The sequence below is a fragment of the Ancylobacter rudongensis genome (assembly GCF_900100155.1).
Lineage (GTDB): Bacteria > Pseudomonadota > Alphaproteobacteria > Rhizobiales > Xanthobacteraceae > Ancylobacter > Ancylobacter rudongensis.
The window spans coordinates 642,849-667,442 of the sequence record NZ_FMTP01000001.1; the positions used below are offsets into that span (position 1 = coordinate 642,849).

The 24,594-nt window shown below is 68.9% G+C and carries 21 protein-coding genes, 2 tRNA genes and 1 riboswitch; of the genes, 12 read left to right on the forward strand and 11 right to left on the reverse strand.

Features of this window, described 5'->3' with window-relative positions:
* Positions 1-13: 13 nt before the first annotated feature.
* The 3 genes from BLO63_RS02920 to BLO63_RS02930 form a co-directional block, all read right to left on the reverse strand.
* A complete protein-coding gene (locus tag BLO63_RS02920) occupies positions 14-436 on the reverse strand; it encodes an ATP-binding protein (RefSeq protein ID WP_091436579.1) in 423 nt (140 codons plus the stop codon).
* 29 nt (positions 437-465) lie between these two features.
* On the reverse strand, positions 466-798 hold the full coding sequence (locus BLO63_RS02925) for an STAS domain-containing protein (protein ID WP_091436581.1): 333 nt from the start codon (positions 796-798) through the stop codon (positions 466-468).
* A gap of 200 nt (positions 799-998) precedes the next feature.
* The gene (locus BLO63_RS02930) at positions 999-2,705 is read right to left on the reverse strand and encodes a uracil-xanthine permease family protein (protein ID WP_091437252.1); all 1,707 of its coding nucleotides are present in this window, start codon (positions 2,703-2,705) and stop codon (positions 999-1,001) included.
* 549 nt (positions 2,706-3,254) lie between these two features.
* A riboswitch (cobalamin riboswitch) is annotated at positions 3,255-3,474 on the forward strand.
* Positions 3,475-3,580: 106 nt separating this feature from the next.
* On the opposite strand from BLO63_RS02930, the gene BLO63_RS02935 reads away from it, so the two are divergent.
* The 4 genes from BLO63_RS02935 to BLO63_RS02950 all read left to right on the forward strand — a co-directional run bounded on the left by BLO63_RS02935 (position 3,581) and on the right by BLO63_RS02950 (position 7,123).
* Positions 3,581-4,624: an ABC transporter substrate-binding protein gene (locus BLO63_RS02935; RefSeq protein ID WP_091436583.1), complete on the forward strand. Its 1,044-nt coding sequence runs from the start codon at positions 3,581-3,583 to the stop codon at positions 4,622-4,624.
* Positions 4,621-5,658 (forward strand): FecCD family ABC transporter permease, encoded by a 1,038-nt coding sequence (locus BLO63_RS02940; protein ID WP_091436585.1) that lies wholly within the window; start codon positions 4,621-4,623, stop codon positions 5,656-5,658. The genes BLO63_RS02935 and BLO63_RS02940 overlap by 4 nt, the downstream gene beginning before the upstream one ends.
* Entirely contained in the window at positions 5,655-6,437 is a 783-nt protein-coding gene (locus BLO63_RS02945) for an ABC transporter ATP-binding protein (RefSeq protein WP_091436587.1), read from the forward strand. The genes BLO63_RS02940 and BLO63_RS02945 overlap by 4 nt, the downstream gene beginning before the upstream one ends.
* Before the next feature lie 137 nt (positions 6,438-6,574).
* Positions 6,575-7,123, forward strand: a complete 549-nt coding sequence (locus BLO63_RS02950) for a class I SAM-dependent methyltransferase (RefSeq protein ID WP_244517572.1) — start codon at positions 6,575-6,577, stop codon at positions 7,121-7,123.
* Between the two features lie 34 nt (positions 7,124-7,157).
* Here the strand turns inward: BLO63_RS02950 and BLO63_RS20895 are convergent, their stop codons facing one another.
* The 4 genes from BLO63_RS20895 to BLO63_RS02965 all read right to left on the reverse strand — a co-directional run bounded on the left by BLO63_RS20895 (position 7,158) and on the right by BLO63_RS02965 (position 9,732).
* Positions 7,158-7,436 carry a hypothetical protein gene (locus BLO63_RS20895; RefSeq protein WP_143007048.1) on the reverse strand — a complete coding sequence of 93 codons (279 nt, stop codon included), beginning with the start codon at positions 7,434-7,436 and terminating at the stop codon, positions 7,158-7,160.
* Between the two features lie 59 nt (positions 7,437-7,495).
* Positions 7,496-7,571 (reverse strand) — tRNA-Asn (locus BLO63_RS02955).
* Positions 7,572-7,658: 87 nt separating this feature from the next.
* On the reverse strand, positions 7,659-9,458 hold the full coding sequence (locus tag BLO63_RS02960; RefSeq protein ID WP_091436588.1) for an ABC transporter ATP-binding protein: 1,800 nt from the start codon (positions 9,456-9,458) through the stop codon (positions 7,659-7,661).
* Between the two features lie 200 nt (positions 9,459-9,658).
* Positions 9,659-9,732: transfer RNA gene (locus BLO63_RS02965), tRNA-Cys, on the reverse strand.
* 481 nt (positions 9,733-10,213) lie between these two features.
* Here BLO63_RS02965 and BLO63_RS02970 point away from each other — a divergent pair.
* From BLO63_RS02970 to BLO63_RS02990, 5 genes are all read left to right on the forward strand, one after another.
* Positions 10,214-10,876 carry a protein-L-isoaspartate O-methyltransferase family protein gene (locus BLO63_RS02970; RefSeq protein ID WP_091436590.1) on the forward strand — a complete coding sequence of 221 codons (663 nt, stop codon included), beginning with the start codon at positions 10,214-10,216 and terminating at the stop codon, positions 10,874-10,876.
* 181 nt (positions 10,877-11,057) lie between these two features.
* Positions 11,058-12,467 carry a TolC family outer membrane protein gene (locus tag BLO63_RS02975; RefSeq protein ID WP_091436591.1) on the forward strand — a complete coding sequence of 470 codons (1,410 nt, stop codon included), beginning with the start codon at positions 11,058-11,060 and terminating at the stop codon, positions 12,465-12,467.
* 269 nt (positions 12,468-12,736) lie between these two features.
* Entirely contained in the window at positions 12,737-14,335 is a 1,599-nt protein-coding gene (locus BLO63_RS02980; RefSeq protein ID WP_091436593.1) for a DUF2497 domain-containing protein, read from the forward strand.
* Between the two features lie 145 nt (positions 14,336-14,480).
* Positions 14,481-17,312, forward strand: coding sequence for a valine--tRNA ligase (locus BLO63_RS02985; protein ID WP_091436594.1), 2,832 nt, complete (start codon positions 14,481-14,483; stop codon positions 17,310-17,312).
* Positions 17,313-17,412: 100 nt separating this feature from the next.
* Entirely contained in the window at positions 17,413-18,126 is a 714-nt protein-coding gene (locus BLO63_RS02990) for an MgtC/SapB family protein (RefSeq protein WP_091437254.1), read from the forward strand.
* Positions 18,127-18,172: 46 nt separating this feature from the next.
* On the opposite strand, the gene BLO63_RS02995 is transcribed toward BLO63_RS02990, so the two are convergent.
* The gene (locus BLO63_RS02995; protein WP_091436596.1) at positions 18,173-18,364 is read right to left on the reverse strand and encodes a hypothetical protein; all 192 of its coding nucleotides are present in this window, start codon (positions 18,362-18,364) and stop codon (positions 18,173-18,175) included.
* Between the two features lie 246 nt (positions 18,365-18,610).
* Between BLO63_RS02995 and ilvD the strand changes: the two genes are divergently transcribed.
* Together ilvD and BLO63_RS03005 are read left to right on the forward strand one after the other, a co-directional pair.
* Positions 18,611-20,338 (forward strand): dihydroxy-acid dehydratase, encoded by a 1,728-nt coding sequence (gene ilvD / locus BLO63_RS03000; protein WP_091436597.1) that lies wholly within the window; start codon positions 18,611-18,613, stop codon positions 20,336-20,338.
* Positions 20,331-21,167: a tetratricopeptide repeat protein gene (locus tag BLO63_RS03005; RefSeq protein ID WP_091436599.1), complete on the forward strand. Its 837-nt coding sequence runs from the start codon at positions 20,331-20,333 to the stop codon at positions 21,165-21,167. The genes ilvD and BLO63_RS03005 overlap by 8 nt, the downstream gene beginning before the upstream one ends.
* Before the next feature lie 140 nt (positions 21,168-21,307).
* Here BLO63_RS03005 and xth read toward each other — a convergent pair whose 3' ends face one another.
* The 3 genes from xth to BLO63_RS03020 form a co-directional block, all read right to left on the reverse strand.
* Entirely contained in the window at positions 21,308-22,090 is a 783-nt protein-coding gene (xth, locus tag BLO63_RS03010) for an exodeoxyribonuclease III (protein ID WP_091436601.1), read from the reverse strand.
* Between the two features lie 90 nt (positions 22,091-22,180).
* Positions 22,181-22,933 carry a 5'-methylthioadenosine/adenosylhomocysteine nucleosidase gene (locus tag BLO63_RS03015; RefSeq protein WP_091436603.1) on the reverse strand — a complete coding sequence of 251 codons (753 nt, stop codon included), beginning with the start codon at positions 22,931-22,933 and terminating at the stop codon, positions 22,181-22,183.
* Complete coding sequence (locus tag BLO63_RS03020; protein ID WP_091436604.1) at positions 22,933-23,292, reverse strand: HesB/IscA family protein; 360 nt, start codon at positions 23,290-23,292, stop codon at positions 22,933-22,935. The genes BLO63_RS03015 and BLO63_RS03020 overlap by 1 nt, the downstream gene beginning before the upstream one ends.
* 98 nt (positions 23,293-23,390) lie before the next feature.
* Here BLO63_RS03020 and BLO63_RS03025 point away from each other — a divergent pair, with 98 nt between their 5' ends.
* Positions 23,391-24,563: a deoxyguanosinetriphosphate triphosphohydrolase gene (locus BLO63_RS03025; RefSeq protein WP_091436606.1), complete on the forward strand. Its 1,173-nt coding sequence runs from the start codon at positions 23,391-23,393 to the stop codon at positions 24,561-24,563.
* Positions 24,564-24,594 lie beyond the last annotated feature (31 nt).

A 24,594-nucleotide genomic window follows, 5' to 3' on the forward strand; every position in this document is an offset into this window, starting at 1 on the left:
CCCGGCCCGAGGCTTAGCCGGCCAGCGCGAAGGTAAGGCGCTTCACATTGCGGTCCTTCTCCCGCGCATAGGCGAAGCTGTCGCACAGGGTGCGGACGAGATGCACGCCGAGCCCGCCGACGTGGCGCTCCTCAAGCGCACCCTCAAGGTCGGGCGCGGGGGCGGCAAAGGGGTCGAACGGGTCGCCATCGTCGCTGAAGACCAGATGGAGCTTGTCGCCCTCCCGCCGCACTTCGATGACGATCTCGCCGGCCCGACCGTCGGGGTAGCCGTAGTCGACGGCGTTGTTGAAGAACTCGTCCACCGCCAGCTGCAGCCGGTAGGCCGGGGTCGGGCCGATGCCGGCCGCCTCCATGAAGGCCTCGATCCGCGAACTGAGCCCGTCGAGCTCGGCCAGATCGTTGGGCAGGCGCAGATCGAGCTCGGTGTCGGTCATCGCCCGCTCCGCCGGGTTTGCCGGTACTGTCAGGTCATGGTGGCGAGGGCAGCCTCGCGGCTGGGATGGATGGGGATCAGCGAGGAGAAGCCGCTGACGTCGAACACCTCATGCACCTGCGGGATGAGGCCGCACACCGCCAGCGTGCCGCCGGCACCACGGACCATCTTGGTCGCCTTCAGCACGACGCGCAGGCCGGCCGAGCTGATATAGGTGAGTTCGGCGAAATCGAGCAGCAGGGTGCCCTCACTGGGGGCGCCGGCGAGGAATTCCTCCAGCTTCGGCGAGGAGGAGCTGTCGAGCCGCCCCTTGACGGCGGTGACGACGATGGTACCCGCGACTATGCGGTCGATATGTATCAAGGCCTGGCTCCCGAATTCGGCTTGGCGGCGAAAATCTCGGCGGCGGAGTCGTGGCGGCGGCATCGTCGGGATGGCGGTGCTGCCGAGAGCCCGCCAGCCCGCCCGCGCGAAGACGGCCAAGGAGTATCGGCAAAGCCAAAACCGCGCAAGCGCAGGGCCCGGCGGGGGCAGGGCCCGTCCGCGTGGCCGGGCCGGCGTTGTCAGTGCTCGAAGCGCAGGGTCAGCTTCTGGCGGGTGCCGTCCGTGCCGACATTGAGCTTGTCGGCACGCTTGCTCAGCATATAGCCGACGAAGCGCGCCACCGCCTGCGCGTCGCCCAGCAGGTCTTCCGGGGAGGGGCGATGGGTGGGGATGGCGATCGGCTCGCCTTCATAGATCAGCGCGACGTCGAAGTTCTCCTCGTCGAAATGCGCCCGCATTTCCAGCTTGCCCGGCGCGACGCCGGTGTCGAGCAGCATCTCCACGCCCTCCGCCACCACCGGGATGGCGGCCGCGATCACGTCGCGGCGCGCGCCCCAGAGGTCGCCTTGATGTTCGAGGAACTCGGTGGCGACGGTGAACGGGTTCTCCTCCGCCGTGACGGCGCGCGTGGCTTCCTGGCGGATGCCGATGCGGAAGATGAGGTTGAGCACGATGGCGACGGCGGTGGCGATGGAGAGCGGCGATTCGAGGATCGGCTGCGCCCAGTCCGGGGTAAGGCGGACGAGATCCGGCAGGATCGCCACGGCGATGCCGGTGAGGATGGCCAGGCCCACGGTGAAGATGCGCCGGTCGCTGAGCCGGCGGGACAGGATCAGCTCCATGCCCGCGACGGTGAGGAAGGCGGCGGCATAGATCAGGATCGCGCCGATAACAGGCGCGGGGATGATGGTGAGCACGCCGATGAGGCGTGGCGAGAAGGCGGCCAGAATAATCAGGAGTCCGGAGACGGCGCCCACCCGCCACGCCGTGGTGCCGGTGGCGAAGGCGACGCCGACCGCCGCCGAGGACGAGGCGCTGGCAAAGCCGCCTGTCACGGCGGTGCCCATGTCGGCGAGCGTGTTGGCCTGGATCGCCCGGCCCGCCTGGTCGAGATCGGCGCGGCGCCAGTCGGCGTCGTCCATGCGCTGCATCGACACCACGGTTCCCACCATGTCGACGGCGGAGAGCACGCCGGTGATGATGGCGGCCGGGATAAGCGCCCAGGAGAAGAAGCTGATGCCGGGCCAGCCGAGGCGTGGCAGGTCGACATAGGGCAGGGTGGCGAAGCTCGGGCTCGGCTCCGGGGCGACGCCGAGCTGCGCCGCCATGACCCAGCCGACGGCCGCGCCGATGGCCACCGCGAACAGCCGCAGCATGCCGCGCGAGAAGATGGCCAGCGCGATGATGATGACGAGCGTGACCGTGCTGACAAGGGCGTAGCGCAGGTCGAGGTCGGGCGTGATTTCCCCCGAAATGCCGAAGGCCCGCCGTAGCGCCGGGTCAGCCAGCGCCACGCCCAGCATGGTGACGGCGACGCCGCACACCTCCGGCGGGAACACCGACCGCAGCGCGCCCATGAAGCGCGACAGCGTCAGCTGCGACACCGCCGCAATGAGGCTCATGCCGGCATAGAGCGCGGGCCCGCCCGCCGCGAGCGACTGCACCGCCAGCGGCATGTGCGCCATGTTGGGAATCTGCACCAGCAGCATGCCCGCCCCGCGTTTGGGCAGGCATTCCAGCAGGGTGGCCAGCCCCATGAAGATGATGCAGCTGGTGATGAAGACCTGGGTATCGTCAAAGGAAAGCCCGGCCTCCACCGCCGCCACCAGCGGGTAGACGATGAACAGCAGGGCGAGCGTCGCGTGCTGCACGCCGAGAATGAGCAGCGTGCTGAGCGGCGGCTTCTCGTCGGCCGAATAGATGATGTTCGTCGGCTTGCGCGGCATGGGCGGGCCCTTGAGGAACATGACGGAGGCCGGCGTCGCCGCGCCCGTCTGGAACTGGAACGAGGCTCGCCGTTCCGACGTGGCCGACGGACGGAGAATCTGTTCGTGCGACTATGGGATTTCGCTCGGGGCCGGGCAAGCTCGCTGCCGCCCGAGTTTCGGCCACCGCCTCACCGGGGCGCTCCTCACCTCACGCCTTCGCCGTCTGCACCGCCGGCGCGCCTTGCACGGGCGAAGAGCCCGGCCCTGTCTATCGCGTCGACGGCCGCCTGCGCCGTCCCCGTTGCGACGATCACGGCCCGGTCGAGATCGTCCGCGGCTGAGCCTGCCTCTGCGGCTTCCCACTTCTCTCAGCGGTCCTTGCGATCGTAATTGATATATTGTATCAGTTCAGCCGATGTGGATGGGCGGGCAGGTCGCGATGATCATTCAGGTGCCGGTTCAGGGGCGCGAACCCCGGCCGGTATGCGCGACCGTGAAGGTTGCCTTCGGGCGGTTGTTCGCGCACCGCCTGTGCTTGGCTCCCTTGACGCCGGGGCGCGAGCGGTTAGGGTCGCCGCCGATCTAGGTTCTCCGGGCTCCACGCCCGGAGCTAAGAGGGAATTCGGTGAGGCGCCCGGCGCCAAAGCCGAGGCTGCCCCCGCAACTGTAAGCGGCGAGCCCTCTGCCCATCGTCCACTGACGCCACGGCTTGCCGTGCGTTGGGAAGGCCGGGCAGAGCCAGCATTGACCCGCGAGCCAGGAGACCTGCCCGGATCGCGAACAATCTTTCGGGCGGGGTGCTCCGGAGGTTGCCGGCCGTGCAAGGGCTTGATGGGCCTTGCCGGTGCCGGTTCCCTTTGCGCTCCCGTCTTCCTTTTCAGGAAGCGGTGATCATGACCAAGACGAATTTTTCCCTCATCGGCCGGCGCGCCGTCGCGCTGGCGCTCGGCCTTCTTGCCGGCGCCGCCCTGGCGACGGATGCGTCCGCCGGCACGACCTATCCGCTGACGCTGGAGAATTGCGGCCACCCCGTAGTGATCGACCACGCGCCAAAGCGCGTCGTCAGCGTCGGCCAGGCGCAGACCGAGATCCTCTACGCGCTCGGCCTCGGCGACCGGGTGGTCGCCAGCGCGCTCTGGTTCGGCCCGGTCGCCGCGCCGTATGAGACGGTGAATGCCGGGGTAAAGCGGCTCGCCGACAATGATCCGAGCTTCGAGGCGGTGGTCGGGCAGGAGCCTGATCTCGTGGTCGCCATGTATGAGTGGCACATCGGCCCGAACGGCATCATCGGCAAGCGCGACCGTTTCGACGCGGTGAAGGTGCCGGTCTATGTCTCGCCCACCGATTGTGTAGGCAAGGACAATACCGGCGCTGGCGACGGTGTCCGCACGCAGATGTACTCGACCGAGCTGCTCTACCGGAACATCCTGGAATATGGCGCGATCTTCGACGTGTCGGAGCGCGCCGAGGCGCTGGTCGCCGGCCTTAAGGCGCGCGAGGAAGCCGCTGCCCGCACCGTCGCGACGCTGAAGGGCAGGGACGTGTCCATGGCGCTTTGGTTCTCCAGCAAAGACATCAAGGGCGACGCCTTCCTCGCCGGTAAGAACGGCGTGCCGGCCTATGTCATGGCCCAGCTCGGCGCCCGCAACATCATCACCACGGAAGAGGAATGGCCGCTGGTCGGCTGGGAGACCATCGCCGCCAACGACCCCGACGTGCTGGTGCTGGTGAAGATGGACCGCCGCCGCTTCCCCGCCGACGACATCGAGGCCAAGCTCGACTTCCTCAAGACCGACCCCGTGGCCAGCCAGCTTTCCGCCGTGAAGAACAACCGCATCGTCATCGTCGATGTCGGCGCCACCCGGCCGGGCATGGACACGGTGGACGGCCTCGAGGCCATCGCCGAGGCGGTGCAGGGCTTCGGTCTGGTCAATTGAGCCATCTCGTCATCGGGCCGAACTGGCCGGCGCGGATCGCCCTCGCCGGCCTCTCCCTCGTCGCGCTGGTGGTCGCCATCGCGCTGGCGGTGACGGTGGGCGAGATGCCGATCCCGCTATCCGTCGCCTTCCGGGCGCTGGGCAATGGCGTGTTCGATCTTGGCTACCCCGTTAGCGCCATCCAGCAGGGCGTGATCTTCGAGTACCGGCTGAGCCGGGCCTTGATGGCGGCGCTGTGCGGGGGCGCGCTCGCCCTTTCCGGCGCCATCCTGCAGGCGCTGCTGCGCAACCCGCTGGCCGAGCCCTATATTCTCGGCGTCTCGGCCGGAGCTTCCACCGGCGCCGTGTGCGTGATGATCCTCGGCTTTGGCGGGGCGACGCTCGGCCTGTCCGGCGGGGCGTTTCTCGGCTCGGTGGCGGCGCTCGTCATGGTCGGGCTGCTCGCCGCCGGGGCGGGAGGGGCCAGCGACCGGGTGATCCTCGCCGGTGTCGCCGGCTCGCAGCTGTTCAACGCCGCGACCGCGACCATCGTCACCACAATGGCCAGCGCCGAGCAGGCGCGCGGGGTGATGTTCTGGCTGCTGGGCAATTTCGGCGGCGTGCGCTGGTCGGACCTGTGGGTGGCGGCGCCGGTGGCGCTGCTCGGTTTCCTCGTCTGCATGGTCCACGCCAAGGCCCTCGATGCCTTTGCCTTCGGCGCGGATGCCGCCGCCTCGCTGGGCATCAACGTCACGCGGGTGCGGCTGGTGCTGCTGGCGACAACCGCGCTGCTCACTGCCACCATGGTGGCGATCGTCGGCACGGTCGGCTTTGTCGGGCTGGTCATCCCCCATGCCGCGCGATTCCTGGTCGGGCCCGGCCATGCCCGGCTGCTGCCGGCCTGCCTCGTCATCGGCGCGGTGTTCATGATTCTCGCCGACGTGCTCTCGCGCATTCTCGTGCCGCAGCAGATCCTGCCGATCGGTATCGTCACCGCCTTGGTCGGCGCGCCGGCCTTCGCGTTCATCCTCTACCGCGCGAGGCGGCCCGCATGACGCTTGCCACCCATGATGTGCGCTGGGGCGCCGGCGGAAAGCTCTTTGTCGACGGCGTCAGCCTCAACGTCGAGCCGAACCGCGTGCTCGGGCTGATCGGTCCCAATGGCTCGGGCAAGTCGAGCCTGCTGCGCCTGCTCTGCCGCCTGCGGAAGGTGGCGAGCGGCGTGGTGACGCTGGACGGGCAGGATATCGCCGCTGTGGGCCGCCGCGACCTCGCCCGGCGCCTCGCCTTTGTCGAGCAGCAGGCGACCACCGAGATCCAGCTCACCGTGTGTGACGTGGTCCGGCTCGGGCGCACGCCGCACCGTGCCGCCTTCGCCTCCTGGAGCACGGAGGACGAGCGGGCGGTCGACGCGGCTCTGGCGCGGGTGGGCCTCACTGAGCGGCACGACCAGCCCTGGCACACGCTGTCAGGCGGCGAGCGCCAGCGCGTCCATATCGCCCGGGCGCTGGCGCAGGCGCCGCGCGAGCTCATTCTCGACGAGCCGACCAACCATCTCGACATCCAGCACCAGCTCTCCATCCTCGGGCTGGTGCGGCGCCTCGGCGTGACCTGCATCGTGGCGCTGCACGACCTCAACCTGGCCTCGCTGTTCTGCGATCGCATCGGCGTGCTGTCCGCCGGCCGGCTGGTGGCGGCCGGCCTGCCCGAGGAGGTGCTCACCCCCGCCCTCATCCGCGAAGTGTTCGGGGTCGAGGTGACGATCCGGCTCGGTGCCAACGGCCATCGCCACATCGACTACCTCGTCGATCACGAGCCGGGAGAGCGCCCGTGACGACGCCGGCCGTCAGGAGCGTCCGATGAGCCACGCCGACCCCCAGGCCGCCGTCACCGCCTATTTATTGGAGCGCCCGCGCGCCGCTGTTCGACGGTGTCGCCTCGCATGTCGCGCAGGGTGGGCTCTGGCGCGCGGTGCTGCAGGCCGCCTTCGAGGCCGACGGCCCGCGCGATGTGGTCGATCTCGGCAGCGGCACCGGCGCCTGCGCCCTCATCGCCGCCGGGCTCGGCCACCGGGTGCGGGGTTACGACGCCGCGCCCGGCATGGTCGCGGCGGCCCGCGCCGCCGCACGCGCGGCGGGGGTCGAGGCGGCGTTCGAGACGGCGCTGATCGCCGACATCCCGGCCGAGGACGGCTGCGCCGATATCGTCACCCTTCGCAACGTGCTCTGGACGCTCGAACAGCCGATGCAGGCGCTGCGCACCGCCCATCGCTTGCTGCGCCCGGGCGGGCGGCTTGTCGTGTCCGACGGGCTCTGGTCGGTCGCCCCGCGCTATCGCTCAACCTATGCCGCCGAGCTGGCCGCCCGCCTGCCGCTGCATGAGGGGCTCACCGAGCCGCAGATGCGTCTCATGCTGGAGGAGGCGGGATTTTCCGCCCTCCGCGCCTGGCAGCAGCTCTTTCCCGCCTCGCCCTATGCCGGTGATGTCCCGTTCTTCGTGCTGAGCGCCGGCAAAGGCTGAACCTGGAGCGCACCGACGGTTCGTGACGTGGCCGCTAGTGCTCGTCGTTGCGCTTTTCCAGGCGGGCGAGGAACTGGCCCACGCGCAGGCCCTGCCCGAGGGCATGGCGCAGCAGATGCGCGCGGCGGCTTGGCCGCTTCTTCCGCCGAGGCGGGCCGTCCTCGAACACCCGCCGCATCCGCGCGACATCCAGCGCGTCACAGGCCCGTGGGGATTTCTCGATCCGCCCCCGGCCGAAAAATTCGCGGGATGGGAGGCTGACTGGCCCGGACTGGGGCGGCGATCGGAGGCTGGAGAAGAGTTCATCCAGCACGCGCGTCGAGTACGGGGAGTGATCTGGGTAAACCCTGAGCCGCCCCGGAAAAAGGGGGGTGGCTCCCTGAGCAGGACTCGAACCTGCGACCATTCGATTAACAGTCGAACGCTCTACCAACTGAGCTATCAGGGACCGGGGACGCCGTGGCGTCTCGGAGGCGGCGATATAGCAATGCGGGATCGGTTTGTGAACCCCTGATCCCGCACCATGTGGATATCCTCAGGCGCTGAGGCGTTCCTGCTGCCCGGCGAACTGCAGCTGATGGAAGGTGAAGTAGCGCCCACGCTTGGCCACAAGCTCTTCGTGGCGGCCACTTTCGACCACGCGGCCCTTCTCGATGACGCAGATCTTGTCGGCGTTGATGACGGTCTGCAGGCGGTGGGCGATGACCAGCGTGGTGCGGTTGGTCTGCAGCGATTGCAGCGCCTTCTGCACCTCGGCCTCGGATTCGCTGTCCAGCGCGGCTGTGGCCTCGTCGAGCAGCAGAATCGGCGCGTCCTTCAGGAAGGCGCGGGCAATGGCGATGCGCTGGCGCTGGCCGCCGGAGAGTTGGGTGCCGCGCTCGCCGACGCGGCTGTCATAGCCGCCCTCGAAGCCCATGATGAAATCATGCGCGTGGGCCGACCGCGCCGCGGCGATGATCTGCTCCTCGGTCGCCCCCGGCAGGCCGGCGGCGATGTTCTCGCGCACCGTGCCGGTGAACAGGAACACATCCTGGCTGACAAAGCCGATCGCCTGGCGCAGCGAGCGGCGCGTGACGGTGTCGATCCGCTGGCCGTCAATAGTGATGACGCCCGATTCGACGTCGTAGAAGCGCTCAAGCAGGTTCATCACCGTGCTCTTGCCTCCGCCCGAGGGGCCGACCAGCGCCGTGGTCTGGCCGGGCTCGGCAATGAAGCTGAGGCCGCGCAGCACCGGCTCGCTCTCGCGATAGCTGAACACCACCTCATCGAAGGCGACCGCACCGCCGCGAACGACGAGTTCCGGCGTGCCCGGCGCGTCCGCCTCGGTCGCCGGCCGGTCGAGAATCTCGAACAGCATGCGCGCGCCCAGCAGATGGGTGGTGAGGTCGATATTGAGGCGGGCGAGGCGCTTGGCCGGCTCATAGCAGAGCAGCAGCGCGGTGATGACGGAGAAGAACTCGCCCGGCGTGCGGCCGCCATGCAGCACGCTCCAGCCGGCATACATGACCACCAGGCCGATGGCGACGCCGCCCAGCGCCTCCATAAGCGGGCCGGACTGCGACTGCGCCCGCATCATCCGGTTGGAGGCCTTCTCCATCTTGTCGATGCGCCCGTAGATCTTGGCCCGCTGGCTATCCTCCAGGGTGAAGGACTTGATGGTGCGGATGCCCTGGAACGCATCGATCGATTCGGTCATGATCTGGATCGCGCTGTGGAACTCGCGACTGAAGATCTTCTGCACCTTGCGGATCAGCGAGCGCACGCCACCGACCGCGATCGGCATAACGATGAAGCCGATCAGCGCCATGAACGGGTCCTGGATGATCATCACGGCGGTGAGGCCGATGACCGAGAGCAGGTCGCGCCCGAGACTGGTGATGATGAGGTTCAGCACGTTGCGCGCCGCCTGCGCGCCCGTGTTGAAGCGCATCATGATCTCGGCGGTGTGGCTGCCCGAGAAGAAGGTGACATCCTGCGTCAGCAGCCGGTCGAGGACGCGCTTCTGGTTGTCGGCGACGATGCGGTTGCCGACCTTGGCCAGCGTGACCGCCTGGCCATAGGCGGCGAAGCCCTTGGTCACGGAAAGCGCGACCACCGCCCCGGACAGGATCCAGATCGCCGACGTGCTCTGCTCGACGAAGATGCGGTTGATGACCGTGCCCATCAGATAGGCGAGGCCCGAAGTCGTCCCGGCCATGAAGGCCATGAAGACGAAGGACAGCGCGTAGCCTTTCCAGTGGCGGCGCCCGTCCTGAACGAACAGCCGGCGGACCGTGTCACGGGTCTCGGGGCTGACCATGTTGCGGAGCGCGTTGGCCATCTTCGGAGGCAACATCAGCGAAAATCCTTTTCACGGGCCCGGCCGGATCGGGCATCGCCCCGTCGCTCCGCGTCGCAGATGCCGGAGGGCGGGGTCATCAACGACGATCACGGCTTGTTGTCAAACCCGTGACGGCGGGTGCGCCGGCAGCCAAGAAAGGCGGCGACGACACCCGCCGCCGGCATTTTTGCAAGGCCGGCGGCGGGTGCGTGAACTGGAGGCCACGCCCGGAATCGAACCGGGGTGCACGGATTTGCAGTCCGCTGCGTAACCACTCCGCCACGTGGCCCGACCGAGGTTGCCGCAAAGCGCCTCATGGGCCGGAGCGGCTCATAACAGAGGTAGGGGCGATGAGCAACGCGCCCGGCGCGAGAAGGTGGGGACCGCGCGGCGCCGGGTCGATCCGGGCCGGGCGATCGCGGGGCCATAGCGGGGCGTATCGACAACAGGGGAGGGCGCACACAGCGGCGACGGACCGTCCCCGGTGGGCGCCGGCGGCGATGCGGCATTGTACCGCTGTGGTGCGCGGCGGGAGCGCCGTGGCGGCGCGTTCCGTTGGCGAGAGGGGCCAAAGCCCCGGCCGGATCATCGGCCGGCGGCGGCGGCGACACGCCAGGCTGGAAATCTTCAAGACCGCCTGCCGAGAACGCTTGCAATGGACGCGCGGCTGCCGCAATTCTGGCGCCGTTCGCTCGCGCCACCTGTGCGCGCTCGTCTCCGCGCGGCCCCCGCGCGCGGGCTTTGCCGTCTGCTTTCGAGGTTGTCGCCGAATGATCGATTTCGCCGAACTGCGCCGCGCCATGGTGGACGCCCAGGTGCGTGCCAACGACGTCACCGACCTGCGCATCGTCGCCGCCATGCTGGAGACGCCGCGCGAGCGCTATGTTCCCGCCAGCCTGCGCAACTTCGCCTATATCGACGACGACGTGCTGGTGAAGGAGGGGGCGCCGGCGCGCTACCTGATGGAGCCGATGGTGCTGGCCAAGCTGCTGCAGGCGGCCGAGATCGGCCCCGACGCGCTCGTGCTCGATGTCGGCGCGGCGAGCGGCTATTCCACCGCCGTGCTGGCCAAGCTGGCCGGGCAGGTGGTGGCGCTTGAGGAAGATGCCGCGCTGGCGGCGCAGGGCTCGGCCCTGCTGCTCGACCTTGGCCTGCTCAACGCCGCCTTTGTGCAGGGGCCGATGACCGCTGGCTGGCCGGGCGAGGCGCCCTACGACGTGATCCTGCTCAATGGCGGGATCGACGCGGCGCCGGACGCGCTGCTCGCCCAGCTCAAGCCCGGCGGGCGGCTGGTTGCAGTGGTCGGGCGCGGGCGCGCCGGTCGTGCGACGGTGTTCACCCACACGACGGGCGGCATGGGCTCGCGGGTGGTCTTCGACGCGGCCGTGCCGACGCTGCCGGGCTTCGAGGCGCGGCCGGGCTTTGTATTCTAGAGCTTTCATTCCGACCCTGTGGCTGATCTGCCGCGTGTGCGCCTAAATCGTCCACAGGACCAAACCGAGCGGTTCACAGCCCCTCTCCAAGCACCTATCTTGCGTTCGCGTCATACAGAGATTGAGAGAGTCGCCCGGGGGCAGGCGATTCCCATCAGATTAGCGTTCGCAGAGGTTGGACATGTGGGTGTCGACTACCGGGGGTAAGGTCGTCGCGTGGGCGGCGGTCGCTTTTTTTGTCGGCATTGCGGTGCCGGCAAAAGCCCAGACCCTCGATCAGGCGCTTTCAGCCGCCTATCGCAACAATCCCACTTTGAATTCGCAGCGCGCTGCCACCCGCGCTACGGACGAGTATGTGCCGATCGCGCTGGCGGGCTATCGCCCGCAGGTGTTCGGCAGCGCCTATGTTGGCGCGCAATGGGCGGAGACCCGGCTCGATTCGGGCTATGCCGCGCTGCAGGGGTCAAGCTCGCTCAGCGTAGCCAAGACCTACCCTACCGGTGTCGGCATCACCATCAGCCAGACCATCTATGATGGCCTGCGGACTGCAAACTCGGTGCGCAGCGCCGAATCGCAGGTGCGCGGGCAGCGCGAATTGCTGCGCAACACCGAGCAGCTGGTGCTTCTCGATGCCGCCACCGCCTATATGAACGTGCTGCAGAACGCGGCGCTGGTGGAACTGCAGAAGCAGAACCTCGAAGCGCTGCGCGAAGAGCTGCGCGCGGCGCGCGACCGCTTCTCGGTCGGCGAGATCACCCGCACCGACGTCGCCCAGGCGGAAGCCTCGGTCGCCAACGCCCAGAGCGAGCTGGCGCTGGCCGAATCGAACCTCAACACCGCCAATGCGGTGTTCTACCAGGTCATCGGCCTGCGCCCGGCCAAGCTGAGCCCGGGCCGGCCGATCGACCGCCTGCTGCCGAAGAGCGAGAAGCTCGCCGTCGAGTCCGGCCTTACCCGGCATCCGGCGGTGAAGTCGGCGGAGTTCGCCGTCGATGCCGGCCTGTCCAATGTGAAGGTGGCCGAGGCGGCGCTGTCGCCGACGCTGACCCTGAACGGCTCGGCCTCCTCAGACTACAATAGCAGCCTTTCCGTGAGCCGGCAGACCTCCGCCGCCGCGACGCTCAACCTGTCGGTGCCGATCTACCAGGGCGGCAGCGAATACGCGACCATCCGCCAGGCCAAGGAAACGCTCGGCCAGCTGCGGATCGAGGTCGACGTGAACCGCGAGCAGGTGCGGGCCAATGTCGTCCAGTATTGGGGTTCGCTCGAAGCGGCGAAGGCGGCCATCGAATCGGCGCAGGCCGCCGTGGCGGCGAACGAGATCGCCCTGCGCGGTGTGCGCGAGGAATGGCGCGTCGGCCAGCGCACCACGCTCGACGTGCTGAACGCGCAGACGGCGCTGTTCGACGCCCGCGCCAGCCTCGTCATCGCCCAGCGCGACCGGGTCGTCGCCTCCTATGCGGTTCTTTCCGCTAGCGGCAATCTGAGCGCGGTCAAGCTCGGGCTCAAGGTTCCGGTCTACAACCCGCAGGTCCACTACAATCAGGTGCGCGACGCCTGGATCGGCGTGCGCACGCCCGGCGGGCAGTGAGGCTTGTCCCGCCCGCCGGCCGCCGAGAGGGTCGGCACCGGCGGTAGCGGGAAGACGGGAGCGCCAGCCACACGCGAAAATGCGGGCGGCGTTAACCTTAGCTGTCGAACGTTGTTGGTCCGGTTGGGTTACATCTTGGCGTTCCGCCGTGGGCGGTTCACACTTTACGAAGTGTTAACGGGTTGAGTCGTGTGCCTCGGCCGGGCGCCGTCAACCCTGGGATCGGAAAGCAGCGCATGCCGGTGAATGCGAGAGGCAGTGAGCCGTCGATGGAGGAAATCCTGGCCTCCATCCGTCGCATCATTTCCGACGAGGTCGCCGCCGATCCGGCGGCGGCACGCAGCGACGCCGCGCGCCCGGCGCGCGACAACCGTGAAGCGTCAGGCCGCGAAGCCCCGGCCAGCCGGGCGGCCGCTCCGGCCCGTGAGCCGGCGGTCCGTCCCGCCGCGCCGCAGCGGCCCGCCGCGAGCACGGAATCCGCCGAGGCGCTGTCCTATGCGCCGTCACCCTACCGCGAGCGGGTTGAGAGCCCGGTGGACTACGCCCCGCGTGGCCGCGCCCCGGCGGCCGACCCGTTCACGCCGCGCCCGGTGACGGTCGCTGCCCCGGCACTTGCCGCTCCCGCGTTCGCCCCCTCGGCGATGGCAGCGCGTGCGCCGTCGTCCGGCGTCTATTCCGGTGGTTCCGCCGCCCGCGCTCTCGACGTGCCGCTGCCGGCCCGCCCGGCGAGCGAGAGCCGCGCGCCCGAACCGCGCCGCGTCGAGCCGCGCCTGTTTCCCGACTCCCGCCCTCTGCCCGATCTGCGCCCGCTGACCGAGTCGCGGCCGCGACCTGAGCCCCGGCTTGTCGAGCCGCGGAGCCCGGCGCCGGCCTTCACGCCCGAGGCGCGCGCGCCGGCAAGCGCCGTTCCGGCCCGGCCGGCGCTGGGTTCCTCACTGAACACCCCGCTCGGCGGGCCCGGCATGGCCGCGCTGCCGCCGGTGCGGCCGTCTTTCGCCCGGCCGTCGGTGGTCAAGCCGCTGGCGCCGCTCGACAGCGATCTCGACAAGCCGCTGGCGGCGGCGCTGCTCGATCTCGCTCTGGTGGAGCAGGCCGTGCAGGCCGAACTGGCCAATGTGGCGCTGACCGAGCCGGCCGCTTCCGGGGCTGCGTCGGTTGAGCCGCCGGCCGAGCCTCTGCGGGCCGCTGCCGCGCCGGCATCCGCCACGCCGGCCCTCACCCCCGATTCCGGACCGGCGACGGTGGAGCCGGTGTCGCCGGAACCCGCCCGGACCGCCGCTGACACGGCGTCCGCGCCGGAAGCCGTGGCCCACCCGGTTGCCGAACCCATCGAGATGCCGGCGCCGGCCGCGCGTTCCTCCCTTGCCGATCCGGCCCGCGAGGGCGCCGCCCTTGCCGCACCGGTGAAGGACGAGGCCGCGCCGGCAATGCCGATCGCGCCCGCGCCGCGCCCTGAGGCGCGTACGGCGGAGCCGCGTCCCGTGGAGGTCCGCCCGGCCGAGCCGCGCGGACATGAGGCCAATCTCGCCGACTCCCGACTCGCCGATGCCCGCCTTGCCGACGCCCGCCTTGCGGAATCGCGCCTGTCGGAATCGCGGCTGGTCGCCAGCAACCGTCCGAGTGCCGCCCCGGAGACGGCCGAGCCGGTGCGCGAGCGGCTGGTGTCGGCGCCGGCCAGCAGCGCCGTGTCGGCCGCCTTCGGCTCGCTGCAGCGGACGATGAGCGCCGCGCCCCCTCGTTCGGTCGACGATCTCGTCATTGAGGCGCTGAAGCCCATGCTCAAGGCCTGGCTGGACGAGAATCTTCCGGCCATGGTCGAGCGGCTGGTGCGGGCGGAAATCGAGCGCGTCGCTCGTCACGGGCAGTAGGCGACGCGGGCGCCCGGCCACCCCTGCGTGGTGCAAAGCCGGGGCCGATCCGGCGCTTTAGGTGGGGCTTCACCTCTGGCGAGTTGACTTGAGGCATCCGCTCCGCTTTCTCTCGCACCCATTCCATTCAGGTGCCGGAGCCAAAATGCTCGACAACAGGTTCGATCCCGCCGCCGTCGAAGACCGCATCTACCAGAGCTGGGTGGAGGCGGGTGCCTTCAAGGCCGGACGTCCGGAGCGGGCAGGGGCCGAGCCCTATTGCATCGTCATCCCGCCGCCCAACGTCACCGGCTCGCTCCATATGGGGCACGCGCTCAACAACACGCTGCAGGACATTCTCTGCCGCTTCGAGCGCATGCGCGGCAAGGACGTGCTCTGGCAGGTCGGCACCGACCATGCCGGCATCGCCACCCAGATGGTGGTGGAACGCCAGCTCGCCGAGCGCCAGCTGCCCGGCCGCCGCGACATGGGCCGAACCGCCTTCGTCGAGCGCATCTGGGCGTGGAAGGAAGAATCCGGCGGCACCATCATCAACCAGCTGAAGAAGCTGGGCGCTTCCTGCGACTGGTCGCGCGAGCGCTTCACCATGGATGAGGGCCTGTCCCGCGCCGTCCTCAAGGTGTTCGTCCGGCTCTACAAGGAAGGGCTGATCTACAAGGACAAGCGGCTGGTCAACTGGGACCCGAAGTTCCAGTCCGCCATTTCCGATCTGGAAGTGCTGCAGGTCGAGGTGAAGGGCCATCTCTGGCACCTGCGCTACCCCTTGGCCGACGGCGTGACCTATGAGCACCCGATCGCTTTTGATGAGAACGACCAGCCCTACGAGTTCGAGACCCGCGACTATATCGTCGTCGCCACCACCCGCCCCGAGACCATGCTCGGCGACACGGCGGTCGCCGTCCATCCGGAAGACCCGCGCTATCAGGGCCTCGTGGCCGCGGGGGCTAAGGTGCGGCTGCCGCTGGTCGGCCGGCTGATCCCGATCGTGCCGGACGAGTATTCCGACCCGACCAAGGGCACCGGCGCGGTGAAGATCACCCCGGCACACGACTTCAACGATTTCGAGGTCGGTCGCCGGCACGACCTGCCGATGATCAACGTGCTCGACGCCGAGGCGCGGATCACGTTGGCCGGCAATGAAGATTTCCTCGCGGGCGCCCAGCCCGGCGCCGAACTCGACGCCGCGCTGGCGCTCGACGGCCTCTCGCGCGAGGCGGCGCGCAAGGCCATCGTCGCGCTGCTGGAGGAGCGCGGCGTGCTCGACCGGATCGAGCCGCACACCCACATGGTGCCGCACGGCGACCGCTCCAATGTCGTCATCGAGCCCTGGCTGACCGACCAGTGGTATGTCGACGCCCACACCCTCGCCCAGCCGGCGCTCGCCGCCGTGCGCGAGGGGCGGACCAACTTCGTGCCGAAGAACTGGGAGAAGACCTATTTCGAGTGGCTGGAGAACATCCAGCCTTGGTGCGTCTCGCGCCAGCTCTGGTGGGGCCACCAGATCCCGGCCTGGTACGGGCCGGACGGCACGGTGTTCGTCGAGGAGACGGAAGAGGCAGCGGTCGCCGCCGCGCTCGCCCACTGCGTGCAGAACGGCATCATCACCGACGCCGAGGCGCAGGAGCTTGCCGCCGACCCGGAAAAGCGGGCGGCGCTGATCACCCGCGACGAGGACGTGCTCGACACCTGGTTCTCCTCCGCCCTGTGGCCGTTCTCGACGCTCGGCTGGCCGGACGAGAGCGCGGAAGTCGCGCGCTTCTATCCCACCACCGTGCTGATCACCGGCTTCGACATCATCTTCTTCTGGGTCGCCCGGATGATGATGATGGGCCTGCACTTCATGCCCGACGTGCCGTTCAAGGATGTCTACATCCACGCCCTCGTCCGCGACGAGAAGGGCGCCAAGATGTCGAAGTCCAAGGGCAACGTCATCGACCCGCTCGACCTGGTGTCGAAATACGGCGCCGACGCGCTGCGCTTCACCCTGGCGGCGATGGCGGCGCAGGGCCGCGACATCAAGCTCGCCCCGGCCCGCGTCGAGGGCTACCGCAACTTCTCCACCAAGCTGTGGAACGCCGCCCGCTTCGCCGAGATGAATGGCTGCGGCCGCGATCCCGCCTTCGTGCCGCGCAACGCCGAATCCCGGCTCAACCGCTGGATCCTCTCGGAGACGCAGAAGGCCGGCACCGAGATCACCCAGGCGCTGGAAGCCTACAGGTTCAACGAGGCGGCCGGCGCGGCCTATCGCTTCGTGTGGAACATCTTCTGCGACTGGTATCTCGAACTTGCCAAGCCGGTTTTCAACGGCAATGGCGGCTGGAAGGACGAGACGCGGGCGACCACCGCCTTCGTGCTCGACGAAATCCTCAAGATGCTGCACCCTTTCATGCCCTTCCTCACGGAAGAGCTGTGGGCGCGCACCGCCGAGACCGGCGCGCCGCGCGCCAGCCTGCTGGCGCTGGCGGAGTGGCCGGCACTGGAAGGGCTGGAGGCGCCGGACGCGGAAGCCGAGATCGGCTGGCTGCTCGACCTCATCACCGAAATCCGCTCGGTCCGTGCCGAGATGAACGTGCCGGCCGGCGCGCAGCTCCCGCTCGTGCTGGTGGGCGTACCGGAAGAGGTGCGCGAGCGGGTGGTGGTGTGGCTCGACACGCTGACGCGCCTGGCCCGCCTCTCCTCGATCGCCTTCGAGGCGGAAGCCCCGGCAGGTTCGGTGCAGATCGTGGTGCGCGGCGAGACGGCGGCGCTGCCGCTGGCGGGCGTCATCGACATGGAGGCGGAAGGCGCGCGCCTCGCCAAGGAACTGGCCAAGGCGCGGGACGACATCGCCAAGGTCGATGCCAAGCTCGGCAATGCCGATTTCATCAAACGTGCACCTGAGGAAGTTATCGAGGAGCAGCGCGAGCGCCGCGAATCGGCGTCCGAGCGTGCCGCCAAGATCGGCGAGGCGCTGGCCCGGCTCGGCCGGGCGGGCTGACGCAGGCCGGGCTGGCTAGGCAGCTGGCGCGCCACCCCGCGTGGTATAGGGGTGGCGCCCGCGCCGTGACGTGCGCTATCCCCAGCTCGCCGAGGACGTCATGCAGTTCCTTCAGACCTTTCACGCCAGCGACTTCTTCGACACGCTGGCGAGCCTCCTCGCGGCTTTCGCCTTTGCAACCCTGATCGGGGCGGAGCGGCAGTGGCGTCAGCGTACGGCAGGTCTTCGGACAAATGTTCTGGTGGCGGTTGGCGCTTGCCAGTTCGTCGATATGGCGATGCACCTCGCGGGCCCCGACGGTGCGGTTCGGGTGATCGCCTATGTGGTGTCGGGGATCGGCTTCCTCGGCGCCGGCGTCATCATGAAGGAGGGCGCCAACATCCGTGGCCTGAACACGGCGGCGACGCTGTGGTGCGCGGCGGCGGTCGGTGCGTGCGCGGGGGCCGACCTCATCGCGCAGGCCGGTCTGCTGACGGTCTTCGTCCTTGTCGGGAACATCTCGCTACGCCCGCTGGCGCTGTGGCTGGAACGGCTGCCGACGGACGTGCGCACTGGCGAGGCGATCTTCGAAGTCGTCATCGTGGTGGATACGGCGCGGGCGGCCGATATGAGGATGCGTCTGGTGGCGGAACTGCAGGCCGCCAAATATCCGGTCGCCGACGTGACGGCCAACCGCCGCGGCGACGAGTTGGAGGAACTGACGGCCCGGCTGGTCGCCACCTCGGCGCGAAGCGAGGAGCTGGATGCCGTAGTCCAGACCCTGCGTGACACGCGCGGCGTCACCAGCGCCGGCTGGCTGAGCCGCAATCTGTAGCCGTCAAGATTCAGCGTTGCTGGAGCCGCACAGGGCTAGTGCGCGTTTAGTTTTCGCCGCTTGTCGCGGACGCCTGACGCGCCGCCTCCAGCAGCTTGTCCATCCGGTCGAGTTCCGCCCGCAGGCGCTCGATGACGTCGGCGGCTTCCGACAGCTCGTCCTCGACCTTGTCGCGGCGAAACTGGTCCAGATCCGCCGCCATCGCCCGCAGGCGCTCCACGATATTGCCGCTCGCCACGTTGCTCTCCCTGGTTTCTCGACCTCCCCACGGACACGTTAGGGGGCTGTTTTTCCCATCATTTCGCTATCGCGTTTTTGTGACTGGCTGGCAACAGTGTCACGCATTCGCAACCATAACCCAAGACCACGGCGCGCACGCCGCGAAGCCGCCACAAACCGGCACGAAATCCGACGGATAGACGGGGGATAAAGGTGTCGGATGCGGCGCCGACAAGAAGCCCCCGCACCGGGATGCGTGAAGAAAATGGACGTCAGGACAATCATCGACAAGCGGAACCTGCCGAGCCGCCATGTGACGGAAGGCCCGTCGCGCGCGCCGCACCGTTCCTATCTCTACGCGATGGGTCTGACCCGCGAGCAGATCCACCAGCCGCTGGTCGGCGTCGCCTCGTGCTGGAACGAGGCCGCGCCCTGCAACATCTCGCTGATGCGCCAGGCGCAGGCGGTGAAGAAGGGCGTCGCCAGCGCCAATGGCACGCCGCGCGAATTCTGCACCATCACCGTCACCGACGGCATCGCCATGGGCCATGACGGCATGAAGGCCTCGCTCGCCTCGCGCGAGGTCATCGCCGATTCGGTCGAGCTCACCATTCGCGGCCATGCCTATGACGCGCTGGTCGGCCTGGCGGGCTGCGACAAGTCGCTGCCGGGCATGATGATGGCGATGCTGCGCCTCAACGTGCCGTCGATCTTCATCTATGGCGGCTCGATCCTGCCGGGCTCCTTCCGTGGCCAGCCGGTGACGGTGCAGGACATGTTCGAGGCGGTCGGCAAACACTCGGTCGGCCTCATGTCCGACGAGGATCTCGACGAGCTGGAGCAGGTCGCCTGCCCCTCCGCCGGCGCCTGCGGCGCGCAGTTCACCGCCAACACCATGGCCACCGTTTCCGAGGCGATCGGCCTCGCTCTGCCTTATTCGGCCGGCGCGCCGGCGCCTTACGAGATCCGCGACCGCTTCTGCATGGCGGCCGGCGAGCAGATCATGGACCTCGTCGCCCGCAATATCCGCCCGCGCGACATCGTCACGCTGAAGGCGCTGGAGAACGCGGCCACCGTGGTCGCCGCCTCGGGCGGCTCGACCAATGCGGCGCTGCATTTGCCGGCGATGGCGCATGAGGCCGGCATCAAGTTCGACCTGTTCGACGTCGCCGAGATCTTCAAGCGCACGCCCTATATCGCCGATCTCAAGCCCGGCGGGCGCTATGTCGCCAAGGACATGTTCGAGGCCGGCGGCATTCCGCTGCTGATGAAGACGCTGCTGGATCACGGCTTCCTGCATGGCGACTGCCTCACCGTGACCGGCCGCACCATCGCCGAGAACCTCGCCTCGGTGAAATGGAACCCGCACCAGGACGTGGTGCGCCCGGCCAATGACCCGATCTCCGTCACCGGCGGCGTGGTCGGCCTGCAGGGCAATCTCGCCCCCGAAGGCGCGATCGTGAAGGTGGCGGGCCTGAAGAACCAGAAATTCACCGGCCCGGCCCGCTGCTTCGATGGCGAGGAAGCCTGCTTCGAGGCCGTGACCCACCGCGCCTATGAAGAAGGCGACGTGCTGGTCATCCGCTATGAGGGCCCCAAGGGCGGCCCCGGCATGCGGGAAATGCTGTCCACCACCGCTGCCCTGTACGGGCAGGGGGCGGGCGACAAGGTGGCGCTGATCACCGATGGGCGCTTTTCGGGCGCCACGCGCGGCTTCTGCATCGGCCATGTCGGGCCGGAGGCGGCGGTCGGCGGCCCGATCGGGCTCATCCGCGACGGCGACATCATCACCATCGACGCGATCGAGGGCACGCTTGACGTGGCGCTTTCGGACGAGGAGCTCGCCGCCCGCCGGGCGGAGTGGAAACCGCGTCCTTCGCCCGTCGGCTCGGGGGCCATCTGGAAGTTCGCGCAGGCCGTGGGACCCGCCCGTGATGGCGCGGTCACCCACCCCGGCGGCGCGGCCGAGACGGCGTGCTATGCGGATGTATGATCTCTCGGGCTTCAAGCCCCTTATCCTCCTTTGCGCGCTGGTGCTGGCGCCGTCGGTGGCCTCCGCCTTCGACGGCACGCCCGGCGCCGACGCGCCGCCCGGTGCGGCCGTGCCGGCGGGCAAGCCCCGCACCATCGAAGAATCGGTGCGCTTCGGCGCGCAGGCGCTGCGTTCGGGCCAGACCGAGCAGGGCATCGATTCGCTGCGCTACGCGGCCGAAAAGGGCCATGCCGGCGCGCAGTGGAAGCTGGGCCGCATGTATGCGGAAGGCGAGGGCGTCGAGCGCAACGACATCAAGGCGTTCGAATATTTCAGCCAGATCGCCAACATGCACGCCGACGACAACCCGGCGACGCCGGAGGCGCGCTTCGCGGCGGATGCCTTCGTGGCGCTCGGCGCCTATTATCTGGTCGGCATTCCCAATACCAAGGTGCGCCGCGACGCCACCCGCGCGCGCGACATGTTCGCCTATGCCGCCTCCTATTTCGGCGATCCGGGCGCGCAGTATCACCTGGCCCGGCTCTATATCGACGGCGATGGCGTCGATCGTGACCCGCGCTTTGCCGCGCGCTGGCTGGGGCTGGCGGCGCAGAAGGGCCAGTATCAGGCGCAGGCGGCGCTGGGCGGGCTGCTGTTCAAGGGCGATGACGGCATTCCCCGCCAGGCCGCGCGCGGCCTGATGTGGCTCACCCTCGCCCGCGACGCCGCCGCCGGCCCGCAGGACAAGTGGGTGGTGGACCTCTATGAGGACGCCTTCTCGAACGCCAGCCCGGATGAGCGGGCCATGGCGCTGGTCTATCTCGAACAGCACATGCAGGCGGTGCGCTGAAGCGCGCACCTGCGGCGCGGCGTGTCGGCCAACGTATCCCGGACGGCCGCAGGCCGAACCGGGATCGGCGCTGTGTCGGAGAGCGATCCCGGCTCTCCCGACGCTCGGTCAGATTGACGGGCTCCTGAACCTGCCCGCGCCTAAAGCGCCAATTCCGCCCACACCGGCACATGGTCGGAAGGTTTTTCCCAGCCGCGCACATGCTTGTCGACGCCCACCGCCGTCAGCCGGTCGGTGGCCTGCGGCGAGAGCAGCAGATGGTCAATGCGGATGCCGTTGTTCCGCTGCCAGGCGCCGGCCTGATAGTCCCAGAAACTGTAGATGCCGGCCTCCTGGGTGGTGGCGCGCAGCGCATCGGTCATGCCGAGATTGAGGATTTCGCGGAACGCCGCCCGCGTCTGCGGCAGGAACAGCGCGTCTTCGGTCCAGGCCTCGGGGTGGGCGGCATCTTCCGGCTCGGGAATGACATTGTAGTCGCCGCAGACGATGAACGGCTCCTCGAAGGCGAGGCGCCCGGCGATATGGGCTTTCAGCCGCTGCATCCAGCCGAGCTTGTAGGGGTATTTATCCGTGCCCACTGGGTTGCCGTTGGGCAGGTAGATGCCACACACGCGCAGCGAGCCTTCCGGGGTGGAGACCACCACCTCGATGAAGCGCGACTGCACATCGGCCTCATCGCCGGGCAGGCCGGATGTCACCTCGTCGAAGGGCAGGCGGGAGAGCACGGCGACGCCGTTGAAGCCCTTCTGGCCATGCACGGCGACATTGTAGCCCAGCGCCTCGAACGCCTCGCGCGGAAAGGCCTCGTCGGCGCATTTCAGTTCCTGCAGGCACACCACGTCCGGTTTGGTTTCGGTGAGCCAGGCCACCGCATGTTCCTGGCGTTGCCGGATCGAATTGACGTTCCAGGTGGCGATGCGCATCGGGCTCTCACGGGCAGGCGGGATAAACGGGGCGGCGGGCGAGGGGCGCGACGTCGAGACGGCACTCGGGTCGCGACTCGCGGGGCCAGTCTACAGCACTGGCAGCAGCCGGCGCACGATGAGGGCGGAAGACAGCGCCACCTCGTCGACGAAGAGGCGGAAGTCGAAGTGTGAGTCGCGTCCGGCGAGGTCGGACAGGGTGCGGACCACCAGCCAGGGCACGTCGAAGGCGGCGGCGGCCTGGGCCATCGCCGCGCCTTCCATCTCCACCGCCGCGCCGCCGAGTTCCCGGAACAGCCGCTCGCGCAGCGTCTCGGAATTGATGAACTGGTCGCCGGTGAGGATGCGGCCATAATGCAGCTTCGGCGCCCTCTCGCCACCGGCCGCCGACAGCGGCGCCAGCGAAAGCGCGCTCAGGGCCGCCTGCACGCGCGCCAGTAGGGGGCCGTCCGCGCTATGGCCGAGCTCTTCCTTCGGGCTGAAGAAGGGCAGGTGCCCCGCCTGGTAGACGATGAACGCCTCGTCCGCGTCGTAATAGCCGGCATCGTGCTGCACGACATGATCGGCGATCACCACATCGCCGACGGACAGCGCCGGGTCGAGGCCGCCGGCTATGCCGGAGAACAGCAGCAGGCGGCAGTCGAAACGCTCCAGCAGCAGCGTCGCGGCGATGCCGGCATTCACCTTGCCCATGCCGGCGCGGCCCAGCACGACCTGATGACCATCAAGCCGGCCGGAATGGAAGACCATGCCGGCGCGCTCGGTGATCTCGGTGCCGGTGAGATTGTCGGCGAGAAAGGCGAATTCCTGCGGAATGGCGCAGAGCACGCCGACCGGGCGCATCAGAGGGCGAAGCTGGTGCCGCAGCCGCAGGAGGCGGTGGCCTGCGGGTTGGCGATACGGAACGAGGCGCCGATCAGGTCGTCGACATAATCGATATGCGAGCCGGACATGTATTCCAGCGAGACCGGATCGATCACCACGCTCGCCTCGCCCTCGGCGATGACGATGTCGTCCGCCTCGCGGGAGCGGGTGATGTCGAACTTGTACTGGAAGCCGGAGCAGCCGCCGCCTTCCACGCTGACCCGCAGCATGCTCTCGGGCGGCTCGCCACGGAGAATTTCGGCGATCCGGCGCGCCGCGCTGGCGGTAACACCGACGGAGGTGGCCGCTACGATGTCGGGCGAAGAAGCTGCGCTCATGTTGCACTCTACCCGTTGAATATGACCTATACCGATAGTTAAGTGCTGCCGCCCGCGAGTCAAAGGGGCTGCGCGCGCGACTGGCAGGAGAATTGCGCATGGCGGTGGCCGAGGCAGCGCCGCGTGCGCCCTGGGCGTCGAGGGCCGAGGACAGCCGCGGGCGGCTCCATCCCGAGCCTGGCGGGGACGCGCGCAGCGCCTTCCGCCGCGACGCCGACCGCATCATCCATTCCAGCGCCTTCCGCCGGCTGGCCTACAAGACGCAGGTCTTTTCCTATCACGAGGGCGACCATTACCGCACGCGGCTCACCCACACGCTGGAAGTGGTGCAGGTGGCGCGCTCGGTTGCCCGCGCGCTGGGCCTCGACGAGGATCTGAGCGAGGCGCTGGCGCTGGCGCATGATCTCGGCCACCCGCCCTTCGCCCATGCCGGCGAGCGGGTGCTCGACGCCTGCATGGCGGCCTATGGCGGCTTCGACCACAATGCGCAGTCGCTGCGCGTGGTGACGCGACTGGAAAACCGCTACCCCGATTTCGACGGGTTGAACCTCTCCTGGGAGACCCATGAGGGGATCGTCAAGCATAATGGCCCGGTGCAGGGCCCGCTGCCGCACGCCATCGCCGTGCATGCCGAGCGGCAGGATCTGTGGCTGTGGAGCTGGCCGTCGGCCGAGGCGCAGGTCGCCGCGATCGCCGACGATATCGCCTATGACGTGCACGATCTCGACGACGGGCTGAGGGCCGGCCTGTTCGATCTGACCGAACTGACCGGCCTCCCACTCGTCCACACCGTCCTCGCCGACATCCGCGCCCGCTGGCCCGATCTCGACCGGGCGCGGGTGTTCCACGAGCTCGGCCGGCGGATGATCACGGCGCTGATCGGCGACGTCGTGGCGGAGAGCCGCCGGCGGATCGAGGAGGCGCAGCCGGCGGATGCCGACGCGATCCGCCGGCTCGGCCATGCGGTGGTCGGCTTCTCGGCCGAGACGGCAGCGGCCGAGAAGGCGATCAAGGCGTTTCTTTTCCCCCGCATGTATCGCCATCCGCGCGTCATGGAGACGATGGAAGCCGCTGGCGACGTGGTGCGCGACCTGTTCGCCCGCTACATGGCCGACACAAAGGCGTTGCCGGAGGAGTGGCGCGCCAGCGTCGAAGGTCGGAGCGAGGCCGCACGCGCGCGGCGCATCGCCGATTTCCTCGCCGGCCAGACCGACCGCTATGCCTTGGCCGAGCACGCCCGGCTCTTTGACAGGGCACCGGAACTGCGGTAGCGGCAGCGGCCCCTTTCTGGGTCTGGCCGTG